At 69.2% G+C, this 13,300-nt stretch carries 12 protein-coding genes; all 12 read right to left on the bottom strand.

The features are described 5' to 3' along the window. Positions 1–4 precede the first annotated feature (4 nt). The 12 genes from CEK29_RS18430 to CEK29_RS18375 all read right to left on the bottom strand — a co-directional run bounded on the left by CEK29_RS18430 (position 5) and on the right by CEK29_RS18375 (position 13,298). Complete coding sequence (locus CEK29_RS18430) at positions 5–742, bottom strand: ABC transporter ATP-binding protein (RefSeq protein WP_094802933.1); 738 nt, start codon at positions 740–742, stop codon at positions 5–7. Continuing rightward, entirely contained in the window at positions 739–2,559 is a 1,821-nt protein-coding gene (locus CEK29_RS18425) for a branched-chain amino acid ABC transporter ATP-binding protein/permease (RefSeq protein WP_094858907.1), read from the bottom strand. Before CEK29_RS18425 ends, CEK29_RS18430 begins: the two co-directional genes overlap by 4 nt. Next, on the bottom strand, positions 2,556–3,602 hold the full coding sequence (locus CEK29_RS18420; RefSeq protein WP_094802929.1) for a branched-chain amino acid ABC transporter permease: 1,047 nt from the start codon (positions 3,600–3,602) through the stop codon (positions 2,556–2,558). The genes CEK29_RS18425 and CEK29_RS18420 overlap by 4 nt, the downstream gene beginning before the upstream one ends. A 24-nt stretch (positions 3,603–3,626) precedes the next feature. Then, entirely contained in the window at positions 3,627–4,775 is a 1,149-nt protein-coding gene (locus CEK29_RS18415) for an ABC transporter substrate-binding protein (RefSeq protein WP_094802927.1), read from the bottom strand. 103 nt (positions 4,776–4,878) lie between these two features. Beyond that, entirely contained in the window at positions 4,879–5,607 is a 729-nt protein-coding gene (locus CEK29_RS18410) for an SDR family NAD(P)-dependent oxidoreductase (protein WP_094858906.1), read from the bottom strand. 26 nt (positions 5,608–5,633) lie between these two features. Next, complete coding sequence (locus CEK29_RS18405) at positions 5,634–6,416, bottom strand: cyclase family protein (RefSeq protein WP_094858905.1); 783 nt, start codon at positions 6,414–6,416, stop codon at positions 5,634–5,636. A gap of 27 nt (positions 6,417–6,443) precedes the next feature. Further along, positions 6,444–7,685 (bottom strand): SDR family NAD(P)-dependent oxidoreductase, encoded by a 1,242-nt coding sequence (locus CEK29_RS18400; RefSeq protein WP_094858904.1) that lies wholly within the window; start codon positions 7,683–7,685, stop codon positions 6,444–6,446. Next, a complete protein-coding gene (locus CEK29_RS18395) occupies positions 7,682–8,848 on the bottom strand; it encodes a thiolase family protein (RefSeq protein ID WP_094858903.1) in 1,167 nt (388 codons plus the stop codon). The genes CEK29_RS18400 and CEK29_RS18395 overlap by 4 nt, the downstream gene beginning before the upstream one ends. After that, the gene (locus tag CEK29_RS18390; protein ID WP_094858902.1) at positions 8,845–10,479 is read right to left on the bottom strand and encodes an AMP-binding protein; all 1,635 of its coding nucleotides are present in this window, start codon (positions 10,477–10,479) and stop codon (positions 8,845–8,847) included. Before CEK29_RS18390 ends, CEK29_RS18395 begins: the two co-directional genes overlap by 4 nt. Positions 10,480–10,489: 10 nt before the next feature. Further along, positions 10,490–10,984 (bottom strand): aromatic-ring-hydroxylating dioxygenase subunit beta, encoded by a 495-nt coding sequence (locus tag CEK29_RS18385; protein ID WP_094802916.1) that lies wholly within the window; start codon positions 10,982–10,984, stop codon positions 10,490–10,492. Beyond that, positions 10,981–12,312 carry an aromatic ring-hydroxylating dioxygenase subunit alpha gene (locus CEK29_RS18380; protein ID WP_094858901.1) on the bottom strand — a complete coding sequence of 444 codons (1,332 nt, stop codon included), beginning with the start codon at positions 12,310–12,312 and terminating at the stop codon, positions 10,981–10,983. Before CEK29_RS18380 ends, CEK29_RS18385 begins: the two co-directional genes overlap by 4 nt. Before the next feature lie 8 nt (positions 12,313–12,320). After that, entirely contained in the window at positions 12,321–13,298 is a 978-nt protein-coding gene (locus CEK29_RS18375) for a PDR/VanB family oxidoreductase (RefSeq protein WP_094858900.1), read from the bottom strand. Between the last annotated feature and the right edge of the window lie 2 nt (positions 13,299–13,300).

The raw sequence follows: 13,300 nt of genomic DNA, 5'->3' as shown, positions 1-13,300 counted from the left end.
CGCGTCAGGCCGCCTGAGCGTGCCCCAGCCCCAGATACACCTCCACCACGCGCGGGTCGCGCGCCACCTCGGCCGCCGGCCCTGACAGCGTCACCTTGCCCATCTCCAGCACATACGCATGGTCGGCCACCTGCAGCGCCGCCCTCGCGTTCTGCTCGATAAGCAGGATCGACACGCCGCGGCGGCGCAGCTCCGCCACGATCAGGAACACTTCGCGCACGATGCGGGGCGCCAGCCCGAGGCTGGGCTCGTCCAGCATCAGCAGCCGCGGCCGCGCCATCAGCGCGCGGCCCACGGCCAGCATCTGGCGCTCGCCGCCCGACAAGGTGCCGGCGAGCTGCCCGCGCCGCTCGCGCAGGCGCGGGAACAGCTCGAACACTTCCGCCATGCATTCCTGCTGGTCGCGCTGACCGGTGCGGTAGCGATGGAAGCCCCCGAGCAGCAGGTTGTCCTCGACGCTCATCTCCGCGAACAGCTCGCGCTTCTCGGGCACGAGGTTCATGCCGGCCGCGACCATTTCCTCGACATCGGCGTGGGCATGCGAGGTGCCGCCGAACTGGATCTCGCCGCGCGACGGCAGCACGCCCATGATGGCCGACAGCAGCGTGGTCTTGCCCGCGCCGTTGGGGCCGATCACGGTCACGATCTGGCCTTCGCCGACCTCGAGGTCGACGCCGGCGACGGCTTCGATCTTGTCGTAGGCCACGTGCAGGCCGCGCACTTGCAGAAGGGGTGCGCTCATGTCGTCGTTTCCATATCGATACCGTTTTCCACGCCGCCCAGATACGCCTCGAGCACCGCGGGGTCGCGCTGCACCTCGGCCGGCAGGCCCTGTGCGATCTTCTGGCCGAAGTCCATCACCACCACGCGGTCGGCCAGGCCCATCACGAATTCCATATCGTGCTCCACCAGCAGGATGGCCATGCCTTCGCCGCGCAGGCGGTCGAGCAGCGCGGCGAGTTCACGCTTTTCCTGGTAGCGCAGGCCGGCCGCGGGCTCGTCGAGCAGCAGCAGGCAGGGATCGGCGGCGAGCGCCCGCGCGATCTCCAGGATGCGTTGTTGGCCCAGCGCCAGCGAGCCGGCGGGGTCGAGCAGATGCGGGCCCAGCCCGACCCGCTCGATCTGGCGCGCGGCCTCGGCGAGCAGGCGCTGCTCTTCGGGACGGTCCATGCGCCAGGCCGAGCGCAGCACGCCGCTCTCGCCGCGCAGATGCGCACCGATCGCCACGTTCTCGAGCGCGCTCATGCGCTTCATCAGCTTGACGTGCTGGAAGGTGCGCGAGAGCCCCATGCGCGCGATCCGGCGCGCGCCGAGTCCCGCGACCTCCTGGCCGAGGAAGCGCACGCTGCCCGAGGTGGGCGTGTCGACGCCCGAGAGCTGGTTGAACATGGTGCTCTTGCCCGCGCCGTTCGGGCCGATGAGCGCAAGCACCTCACCGGCGTGGACCTCGAGGCTCATCGCATCGTTGGCCACCAGGCCGCCGAACTTGCGCGTCACCTCGTGCGCCACCAGAACCACCTCGCCGCGCGGCGGCATGGTCCGCCGGGGCAGGGGTTCGGCCTGCGTGTCGACGCGGCGGGGCGGCACGCGCACCGGCACGATGCGCGCCAGCGCCGGCCAGATGCCGCCGCGCCAGCGGTGCAGGAGCAACACCATGCCGAAGCCGAACACGATCACTTCGAAGTTGCCGCTCTGGCCCAGCAGTCGCGGCAGCCAGTCCTGCAACCATTGCTTGAGCACGGTGAAGACGCCGGCGCCGACCAGCGCGCCCCACACGCTGCCGGCGCCGCCGATGACGGTCATGAACAAATACTCGATGCCCATCTGCAGGCCGAACGGATTCGGATTCACGAAGCGCTGCATGTGGGCATAGAGCCAGCCCGAGGCGCAGGCCTGCAGCGCGGCGATGATGAAAATCACCATGCGCGCGCGCGCCGTGTCCACGCCCATCGACTCGGCCATCACGCGGCCGCCCTTGAGCGCCCGGATCGCGCGGCCCTCGCGCGAGTCGAGCAGGTTGCGCGTGGTCCAGATGCCGATCAGCAGGAACGCCCAGATCAGGTAGTAGATCCGATCGCCCTGATGCAGGCTGATGCCGAAGAGCGAGATGGCCGGGATGTCGGTGAGGCCGGTGTGCCCGCCCAGCCCTTCGGCCGAGCCGAAGGCGAAGTACAGGCTCAGGCCCCAGGCGATCGTGCCCAGGGGCAGGAAGTGTCCCGAGAGCCGCAGGGTGAGCGCGCCCAGCAGCCACGCGACCAGCAGCGTGAGCAGCAGGCCGGCCAGCAGCGTGAGCCACGGCGACAGGCCGAGCCAGGCCACGACGGACGGCAGGGCGTCGGCGCGCGTGGTCAGCACGGCGGTGGTATAGGCGCCCAGGCCCACGAACGCGGCCTGGCCGAAGCTCGTGAGGCCGCCCACGCCGGTCAGCAGCACCAGGCCGATGGCCACCAGCGCGTACAGACCGATGTAATTGAGCAGGGTGACGTAGAACGCGGGCAGACCCAGCGGCGCCAGCGCGAGCAGGATCAGAAAGACGGCGAGGAGGCGGCCGGACGTCATGCTTCGTCCTCCTCTTCTTCGACCGTGTGGCTCTTGAGCGAGCGCCACAGCAGCACGGGAATGATCAGGGTGAAGACGATGATCTCCTTGTAGGCGCTGGCCCAGAAGGCGGAGAAGGCTTCGATCAGGCCCACCAGCACGGCGCCCAGGGCCGCCACGGGGTAGCTCACCAGGCCGCCGATGATGGCGCCCACGAAGCCCTTGAGGCTGACGAGAAAGCCCGAATCGAAATACATGGTGGTGATCGGCGCGATCAGGATGCCGGAGACGGTGCCGATCAGGCCCGCCAACAGGAAGGTGATGCGGCCGGCGAACACCGGCGAGATCCCCATCAGCCGCGCACCGGCGCGATTGAAGGCGGCCGCCCGCAACGCTTTGCCATACATGGTGCGTTCGAAGAACTGGTAGAGCACCAGGATCAGCACCAGCGACACGGCCAGCACCCACAGCGCCTGGCTATTGACGTTGAGCGGGCCGAGCGCGAACTGCGCGTCCGAGAAGGGGCGCGTGCGCGCGCCCTCGGCGCCGAATGCCAGCAGGCCCAGGCCGACCAGCGCCAGGTGCACCGCGACCGAAACGATCAGCAGCACCAGCGTGGAAGCCGCCGCGATCGGTTGATAGAACAGCCGGTAGAGCTGAGGGCCGAGCGGAACCACGATCGCCAGCGTCAGCAGCGCCTGCACCGCCATGGGCAAGTCGGCCAGCGGCAGCGTGTACAGCAGCCCCGCCAGCACGAACGGATAGACCAGCCGCGCGCCCCAGCGCCAGTCGGGCCGCATGCGGCCGTAGCGGCGCCGCTGGGCCAGCAGATCGGCCAGCGCTTCCGCCACGGCGAACGCGACCACCAGCCAGACCAGCAGCACGGGTTTGCCGGCCTGCAGCGCGGCCATGGTGAGGGCGCCAAAGGCGACGAATTCGCCCTGCGGGATGAACAGCACCCGCGTGACGGTGAAGACGAGCAGAATGGCCAGGGCCAGCAGCGCGTAGATCGCGCCGTTGGTCAGGCCATCCTGCCCGAGGATCAGGGCTATCTGAGCATTCATGCGTCGTGGTTCCGGCCCGGCGTCTTACTTGACCAGCGTCCAGTTGCCGTCACGCACGGTGATCAGCTCGCGTCCGCGTTCGTCGAAACCGCTGTGGTCGGCGGCGCTCATGTTGTAGACGCCCTGCGTGCCCACCAGCTCCTTGGTCTGTTCCAGCGCATCGCGCAGCGCGGAGCGGAACTCCTTGGTGCCCGGCTTGCCGGCCTTCTCGGCAATCGGAACGGCCTTCTCGAGCAGCAGGCCGGCGTCGTAGACGTTGGCGCCGAAGGTGGCGGGCACCGAGCCGTGCAGCTTCTGGTAGGCGGCGATGTAGTCGGAGGCGACCTTCTTGGACGGGTTGCTGTCGGGCATTTCCGGCAGCACCAGCATCAGGCTGGCCGCGAGGATCGTGCCTTCGACCTTCTTGCCGCCGAGCTTCAGGAAGTCGGGTAGCGCGGCGCCGTGGGTCTGGTAGAACTTGCCCTTGTAGCCCTGATCGAACAGCGTGGTCTGCGGCAGCACGCTGGCCGCGCCCGGAGCGGCGATCAGCACCGCGTCCGGCTTGGCGGCGAGGATCTTGAGCGCCTGGCCGGTCACCGAGCTGTCGAAGCGCAGGTAGCGTTCGTTGGCGCTGATCTTGATGCCTTTCTCGGTCGCCATGGCCGAGAACACCTTGTACCAGTTCTCGCCGTAGGGATCGTTCAGGCCGATGAAGCCCACCGTCTTGATGCCGGTCTTGGCCATGTGGTCGACCAGCGCACGGGCGATGATGTCGTCGTTCTGCGTGGTCTTGAACACCCACTTCTTCTGGTCGTTCATCGGCAGCACCACCGCGGCGGTACCCACCGGCGCCAGCATGGGCACGCCGGCCTCGGCGGCGAACTGGATCACGCCCATCGCGTTGGGCGAGCCCGACGGGCCGATCAGCGCGTCGACGTTCTGCTCCGAGATCAGCTTCTTGAACGCGGTGACCGACTGCGTGGAGTCGCTGGCGTCATCGAGCGAGATGTACTCGACCGTCAGGTCGCCGATCTTCTTGGGCAGCAGCGGGACCGTATTTTTTTGCGGGATGCCGACCAGGGCGGTGGGGCCGGTGGACGACGTGACCACGCCGACCTTGACCTGGGCCAGGGCGGGGAAGGCGATCAGGGCGGCGGCGGCCGCGGCCGCCAGGGAGAGCTTGTTCGACAACATGGCAATTCCTCCGTGCTTTGGAGAGGGTGGATGCTGCGCTTGCCGCGGGCGCCGGGAAGGGCGTCCGCGCTTCGTGGGACTGCTTGTTAGACGGGTGAAACGTTCAGATCGTGATCGAGCCCACGCTCGCGCCGCCGCAGACATACAGCGTCTGACCGGTCACGAAGCTATTGGCGGGATCGGAGAAAAACATGACCGCGCGCGCGACGTCGTCGCTGCGGCCGATGCGCTTGACCGGGATGTTGTTGGCGAGCGCGCGCTCGCGTTCGCTGCCGGGTTCGATGACCTCGTAGAACATATCGGTCTGGATCGGGCCGGGCGCCACCACGTTGACGGTGATGCCGCTGGGCGCGAGCTCCAGCGCCCACGTGCGCGCCATGCCGATCATGCCGGCCTTGGTGGCGGAATAGGCCGTGCGCGTGGGCAGGCCCAGCGCACCGCGCGACGACAGCAGCACGATGCGGCCGTAGCCGCGCTCCTGCATGCCCGGCAGCGTGGCCTGCACCAGCGCCAGCGCCGCGCCCAGATGGATCTGCGTCAGTCCCTGCAGCTCTTCGGGCTTCACGTCGGGCAACAGATTCGGCCAGATCACGCCGGCGTTGTGGATCACGTGGCTCACGGGATGCCGGGCGGCCACCTCGGCGGCGGCCTGCGCCGTGGCGGTGGCGTCGAGCAGGTCCACCTGCACATGATGCAGGCGCGCATGGCGCTGTTCGCCCGTGCGGCGCGCCAGCGAAATCACCTCGTAGCCGGCCTCGAGCATGCTGCGGCAGATTTCGGCGCCGATGCCGGCGCTGCCGCCGGTGACGATGGCCACATTTTCATTGTTCATTGTGTTCCCCTTGCGTGGCGCTTGCGTCAGACCGGCGCCATGGCCAGCACGCGCAGCGGGCTGCCCGAGCCGTTGCGGATCTTCAGCGGCGCCGAGAAGATCACCGCGCCCTTGGGCGGCAGCTGATCGAGATTGGTCAGGCACTGCAGGCCATAGCGGTTGTTGCCGTGCATGAAGTAGTGGCAGGGATAGGGCGGATCCAGGTGCGCCGCCTGGCCCGCGTCGGTGCCGACCGACTCGGTGCCGAACCCATGCACGTCGCGCTCCTTGATGAGCCACGGCACGACATCCGCGTCGGGGCCCGGCGAGTGAGCGCCATCGGCCTGCATGTTCAGATACTCGGCGGGCTTGGCGCGCTTGGACCAGTCGGTGCGCATCAGCACCCACGAGCGGGCAGGAATCTCGCCATGCTCGGCTTCCCAACGCTTGACGAAGTCGATGGTGAGCAGGAAATCGGGGTTGTCGCGCGATTCGCGCGAGCAGTCGATCACGCAGGCGTTCGCGACGAAGGCCTCGACGGGGATGGTGTCGACGGTATTGTCGGGCTGGTCCTTGCCGCTGATCCAGTGGGCCGGCGCGTCGAAGTGCGTGCCGGTGTGCTCGGAACACGAGAAGTTGTTCCAGTACCAGGCCGGGCCGCGCTCGTCATAGCGCGAGATCTCTTCGATGCGGAACGGCCACGCCTGGCCGAACTCGGGCGGCAGCACGATGGTCGGAAACTCGGGCGTGAGGGTTTCGGTCAGGTCGACCACGCGGATCCGGCCTGCGGCCAGGTCGCCGACGAAACGGGCGAGGGTGTCTGCGCTCAATGGTTGCTCCTTGTCGATGCGGCGGGCTCAGGCGCCCAGCTCGCGTTCCAGTCCCTTGGGGTTGTCGGCCAGACGGGCGAGGAATTCCTCGGCCACGTCGCCCACGTACACGTCTTCGGTGCCCGCCTCGAGCGCGCGCACGATCGCGGCGGCGATCGCCTTGGGCGCCACGCGCGGGGGCGGCGTGCGCTGCTCCCATTCGTGGTCGACCGGGCCCGGGAAGACGTTGATCACGCGCACGCCCGCGGGCCGGAACTCGGCGCGCAGGCACTGCGCCAGCGACAGCGCGGCGGCCTTGCTCGCCGACCACACGCCGCGCGCGGGCAGATTCATCTGCGCATAGATGCTCAGCACGTTGACCCAGGCGCAGGCGTTGTTCAGTCCGTCGGCGGCGCGGCCGCACATCCCGGGGCCGAACGCCTGCGCCAGGCGCATGAGGCCGAGGCAATTGACGTCCAGCGCATCCCGCGCGCGGTTCACATCGCGCGCGCCGAGCAGCCCGCCCTCGCGTTCGTAGTCGGCCGTGTTGACGAGAATGTCGACCTTGCCGCCGATCGACGCGGCGGCGCGATCCACGGCGTCGGTGTCGGTGATGTCCAGCGGCAGGACGCTCACGCGCTCGTCCGTGCGCAGCGCCTCGAAGGCGGCGTCGCCGCGCCAGGCCTGCGGGTCGCCCACGAAGACCCGGGTGGCGCCGGCCTGCAGCAATGCGCCGACCAGGGCCTGGCCCACCGCGGAGCGCCCGTCGGTGACCAGTACGCGTCGCAGCTTCGGCGTGCAGGAGGTCTCGCGCAGCGTCTTGTCGTCTTCCATATGGGGTGTGTCCTTGGGCGGCAGGGCGATCATCACGGCCTGGCCGCTGCGATCCAGTTTGAGTACCAGGCGCACCGGCTCGCCGTCGCGGCAGTCCTCGTGCAGATGGGCCACCACGCTGGGGCCGGCGTCCATCACGACGGTGCCGACGTGCCAGGGCAGGCGCTCGCGGAAATAAAGGTCGTTGCTGTGCTGCAGGGTGGTGCGGGCGATGAGGGTGCCGCATGGCGACACGTCGCGCCAGGGCAGCTCATGATGCAGGCAGGCGCCGCACACTTCGCGCGGCGGATACTGAACCGTGCCGCAGGCGGCGCAGACCTGCAGGCGGAAGTGGCCGAGCGCCGCCGCGGCGGTCAGCCCCAGCGCGGCACGGCTGCGCGCGCCGGGCGGCAGCGTGGGCTGGCGCGTACGCGCGACCGGATTCTTGCGCCCGGGGGGCTTGAGCGGGGCGGTCATGATGCGCTCCCGAGCAGCGCCGCGCCGGTGCACAGGCCGCGGTCGTAGTTGATCATGCCGAAGCCGCTCACCAGCGCGGTGCGCGCGTCGGCCACCTGCGTGCGGCCCGCGCCGCCGGTGAGCTGGCGCAGCGCTTCCACCGTGCCGAGATAGCCGCCGGCGGCGCCGGCCTGGCCGACCGAGAGCTGTCCGCCGTTGGTGTTGAACGGAAAGCTGCCGTCCACCGTGAAGGTGTGACGGCGCACGAACTCGGGCGCTTCGTTCTTGGCGCAGAAGCCCAGGTCTTCGAGCTGCATGAAGTTGATCACCGGGTAGTCGTCGTAGGCCTGCATCACATCGACATCCGCGGGGCCCCGGCCGGCCTGTGCGTAGAGGTCGTCCACGTCGAGCGTCCAGCCGCCGCGCGTCTGGATCGGATCCTCGCTCCAGGCGTTATGGCGCTCGATCGTGCCCAGCAGATGCGCGTAGGGCAGGCCGAGCGCCCGGGCGCGTTCGTCGCTCATCACCAGGAAGGCGTCGGCGCCCGCGCACGGCATGACGCAGTCGAAGAGGTGGATCGGGCTCGCGATCTCGCGCGCGCCCAGGTATTGCTCGAGCGTGAGCGGCTTCTTCATCAGCGCGTGCGGATAGCGCAGCGCGTTGTCGCGCTGGGCCACGCAGAGCTTGCCGAAGTCGGCACGGGTGGCGCCGCTCTCGCGCATGTAGTGGTCGGTGAGCAGCGCGAAGCTGGCGTTGGGGCCGCCCGCCCCGTAGGGATAGACGCCGTCCTGGGCAAAGCGGGAGAACTGGCTCACCGTGTTGCGGAACGAGTCGACATGGTTGGTATCGCCCGCGACGCAGGCGACGATCGAGGCGTCGCCGGCCTGCACGGCACGCGCCGCGCGGCGCAGCGCCACCACGCCCGAGGCGCCGCCCATCGGGATATGGTCGAGCCAGCGGGGCTGCATGCCCAGATGCTGCATCAGGCCGACCGCGCTGTCCGGCGCGAGCGTGAAGCTCGATACGCATACGCCGTCGACGTCGTGCTTGCGCAGGCCGGTGGCGCGCAGCAATTCGGCCAGCGCGCGTCCGAGCCACCAGTGCGCGGCATGCGTGCTGTAGCGGACGTAGGGCACCGTGACCGGCACGGCCACCGCGACGCCGTCGTAACCCTTGCGGCTCATGCGGCGTGCTCCTGGCGCTTCTTGAGCGCGCGGGTGTCGACGCAGCGTTCGGTGCCGGGCAAGGTCGGCGCCCAGTTTTTCATCTCGCCCCGCTGGATCTTGTTGGTGGTGGTGAGCGGCAGCGCATCCACGAACGCCACATAGCCGGGCGCCTTGTAATAGGCCAGTTGCTCCAGACACCACTGCACGAGTTCCTGCGCCGCGGCGGCGCGGCCGTCCGGGTCGGCGGGTTCGCTGTCGGCGACCACGCAGGCCAGGACCTCGTCGCCGCGCACGGGATCGGGCACGGCCGCCACGGCCGCGGTCTTGACGTTGGGGTGACGCAGCAGCACCGCCTCGACCTCGACGGCAGAGATGTTCTCGCCGCTGCGGCGGATCACGTTTTTCTTGCGATCGACGAAGCGCAGCGCCCCGTCGGCATCGCGGCGCACGATGTCGCCGGTATGAAACCAGCCGCCTTCCCACGCGGCATCGGTGGCCTCGGCGTCTTTCAGATAGCCGGCGAAGAAACCGTAGCGGGGGTCGTCGCCCGCATGGCGCACGAGCAGTTCGCCGGGCTGGCCCGCGGCCGCGTCGGTGCCATCGTCGGCCACGATGCGGACCTGAACGTCGGCCTCTTCGCGACCGAAGCAGTTCGATCCGATGTGGCGCGGCTCTTCGTTGGCGATGACGACGGCGCCGGCGCCGGTTTCGGTCATGGCCCAGGCCTCCAGCAGCGGGAAGCCGAAGCGGGCCTCGAAGGGCTCGTGCAGGCCGCGCTCGACGCCGGCGCCGAAGCCGAAGCGCACACGATGCTTGAGGTCCTGCGCGCTGTCGGGCGCCTTCATCAGCATGGCGGGCATCACGCCCAGGTAGTGCAGCACCGTGGCGCGCGAGGCGCGCACGCTGTCCCACCAGCTGCGCGGGTGGAAGCGGTCGAGCGGGATGAGGCAGCCGCCGGTCAGCACCATCGCCATGGCCGAATACGCCATGGCGTTCATGTGCACCAGGGGCAGCGGCGTGATCATGCGTTCCACGCCCGGGCGCAACGCGGCCAGGCCGCCGGCGCGCGCGTACCACCGGCCCGCGTGCAGGAAATAGCGATTGGGCAGGATGCAACCCTTGGGCCGGCCCGTCGTGCCCGAGGTGTAGAGCAGGGCGCATTCGCTCAGCTCGTCCGGCGCTTCGTTCGCGCGCGGGGCCGCGAACGGCGCGACCGGCACCGCGTCGGCCGGGCCCATCACGGCGAGCGGCCGGCCCGCCCGGCCGGCGGCGGCGCGCAGGTCGTCGTGCCGTTGCGGCAGCGCGACCGCCAGCGCGATCTCGGAGTGTCCCGTCAGGTACTCGAGTTCGGCGGCGCGCAGATCGGCGTTGATCGGCACGACCGACACGCCGAGCGCGTTCAGCGCGAACCAGTGCAGAAAGAAGTCGGGCCGATTCTCGAGCAGCAGGCCGGCGCGGTGGCCATGGCCGTAGCCCGCCGCCGCATAGGCGCTGCGCAGCGCCTCGACGCGGACCGCGGCGTCGGCATAGGCGAGCTCGCCTGCCGCGATGCCGTACAGGCCCGCCGTCTCCGGCAGGATGCACAGGAAAGCGTGCTCCGGCCATTGGCGCGCGCTGTCGGTGAAAGCCTGGTGAACCGTTGCGTTCATGTCGCGCTCCTCACATGAACAGTTGAATGTTGCCGAAGGCCGCGTCGCAGTTCAGCAGATCGACGCGCTTGAGGCGCATGCGCAGCGCGCCGTCCTGGTCGACCAGGTGATGCGTGGCCCAGCCCGCGTAGAGGGTCTGCTCGTCCTGGCGCGACTCCACGTAATGGAAGGCGCTGCGCACCACGTAGCGGCCTTCGTCGGGCTGATGTTCGGGGTGGTCGTGTTCCACGGTGGGCGCCTGCAGCAGGTGATGCGAGCGGCTGCGCGGCTGTTGCGAAAACGTGCGGTTGCCCGTCAGGCGTTCGATCCGCACGCGTAGCAGCAGCTGGTCTTCGTACATCAGCGACGCATGCAGGCGCGCGTCCTGCTGGTCGTGGGCGAGCGGCATCCAGTAATGGCCATCGGCGGTGAAAAGCGCCAGCCACGCGTCGAACCGCTGCTCGTCGAGCAGGCGGGCTTCGGCGTAGACGAAATCGGCGAGGCGTTGGTCGAGCGGCGCGTTCATGCGCGGGCCTCCATGCTGTCGGTGAGGTAGCGGGCCCAGGCCCGGTACTGGTTGCGCATCTGCCATTCGTTGGTGCCGTTGGTGACGACGTTGCGCTGGCTCTGCTCGTCGGCCTGCCACAGCCGCGCCACGTTGACCCAGTCGTGCGAGCGGGCCGCCAGGCCTTGCTGGGCGCGCTCGTACATCTCCAGGTCGTCGTGGCCCACCACCGAGGTGGGCGCGTTGATCAAGCGGTTGTACATGAGGGTGCGTTCGAGCAGCAGGTCGGGCGCGCCGACCAGCCGGAAGGTCCACGACTCGACCAGCGTGCGGTCGGCGGCCAGCGGCTTGAAGATGCGCAGCGTCTGGATCGGGCCCTTGACCATGATGTTGGGGAAGTACACGGTGTTGTGGCGGACCTCGCCCAGGATGGCATGGGCCCGGTCCTCGCCGTAGGCGTTCACCATCGCGTCCCAGTAGCCCGGGATCGTGGAGTACGACGCGTGAATGGAATCCGACACGCCGGTATGACCGTGGCCGTTTTCCCAGACGCGGATGCCCATGTTCTCGAAGAATTCGTAGGGCGAGATGAACGGCGCGAAGAGCTCCACGGCCATGGGCTTGGGCGTCCCCTCGGGCGCGGCCTCCCAGACCCTCACGGCGGTACCCGCCGAGGACTCGTGCGCCACCATCGGGTGGCAGGTGTCGGTCTGGTTGTCGACCAGCATCTTCCAGTTGCAGCGGTGCACGTAGCGGAACACCCCGCCCGCCACCTCGAGCCGGCCCTCGGGCGAGCGGTCGACCATGTTGTCGAGGGTGCTGAGCGACTCGCCGAAGAACGCCGCGAAATCCTGGCCCTGCGCGTTGAGGCGGCAGAAGATGAAGCCGCGATAATTTTCCACGGCGCCCACGGCCGCCATGCCGCTGCTGGCCTCGCAGGACGACAGCACCTCGGGGTCGTAGCCCTTCTTGAGCGGGATCGACAGGAGCGATCCGTCGGTCTTGAAGGTCCAGGCGTGGTAGGGGCAACGGAAGAATTTGCCGGTATTGCCGCAGGCATCGCCCGCCACCATGGTGCCTTTGTGCGGGCAGCGGTTGTACAGCACGCGTACCGATTTGTCGGTGTGGCGCACCATCACCACGGGCTGCGCGCCCACGGTGGTCGTGATGTAGTCGCCGTTGTTCGGCACCTGGCTCTCGTGGCCCACGTACACCCAGGTCGCGGCGTACAGGTGTTCCATTTCGAGATCGAACAGCTCGGGGCTGGTGAACAGATCCTTGTGCACTTCGGTCTCGCGCACCAGGGCGCGGACGGCGTCGGGATTGTCGCGGTAGCGTGGGCTCGCCATGTCTGCCTCTACAGGTCCAGCACCAGGCGGGCCGACTTGGCGCGCGAGATGCACATCTGAATGACCGTGCCGCTGGCCTTCTCGGCCGCTGACAGGTAGTAATCGCGGTGGTCCGGCTCGCCCTCCAGCACGGTGGCCTGACAGACGCCGCACTCGCCGCGCTTGCAGTCGTACAGCGGGTCGCAGCCGGCCTCTTCGAGCACATCCACGATGGTCTTGTCGGCCGGCACGGTAAGAACCTTGCCCGACTGGCGCAGCTCGACTTCGAAGGGCTGGTCGCCGGCCTGGGCCGTCGCCGTGGTGAAGAGTTCGAAATGGACGTGCGCCGGCGGCCAGCCGCGCTCGGCCGCCTTGGCGATCACCGCGTCGATCAGGCCCTTGGGACCGCACACATACAGGTGCTGATGCGGCGTGCTCGCCGCCAGCAGGGCATCGAGGTCGAAGCGGGCGGCGGGCTCGTCGTCGGCGTACAGGCGCAACGCGCCGCCCGCCAGACCCTCGAGCTCGCCGGCGAACGCCAGCTGCTCGCGGCTGCGGCCGGTGTAGTGCAGCGCGTAGTCGCGGCCGGCGCCGGCCAGCGCGGCGGCCATGGCGGCGATGGGCGTGATGCCGATCCCGCCCGCGATCAGCACCACCGGCGCTTCGCCGGCCGGGGCCTCGTGCAGCGGGAAGTCGTTCTTGGGGCCCTCGGCTTCGAGCTCATCGCCCACGGCGAGCGCGTGCATGTGGCGCGAACCGCCCTGGCTGTTGTCTTCGAGGCGCACGCCGAGGCGGTAGCGCGCCGGTTGTGCGAAACCGGCGGCGCCACCTTCGGTGGCGATCAGCGAATAGCAGCGCGGCTCGGCCAGGCCGGGGATCGTGATCTTCAGGTGCGCGCCGGGTCCGAAGGCGGGCAGCGCGCCGCCGTCGGACCGCTCCAGACAGACCGAGCGGATCAGCGGGGATTCTTGGCGGATGTCACGTACGACGAGTTTCAGCGGAGCCACGA

The organism is Bordetella genomosp. 5, assembly GCF_002261475.1.
Lineage (GTDB): Bacteria > Pseudomonadota > Gammaproteobacteria > Burkholderiales > Burkholderiaceae_B > Bordetella.
This window is presented reverse-complemented; position numbering and strand designations above follow the sequence as displayed.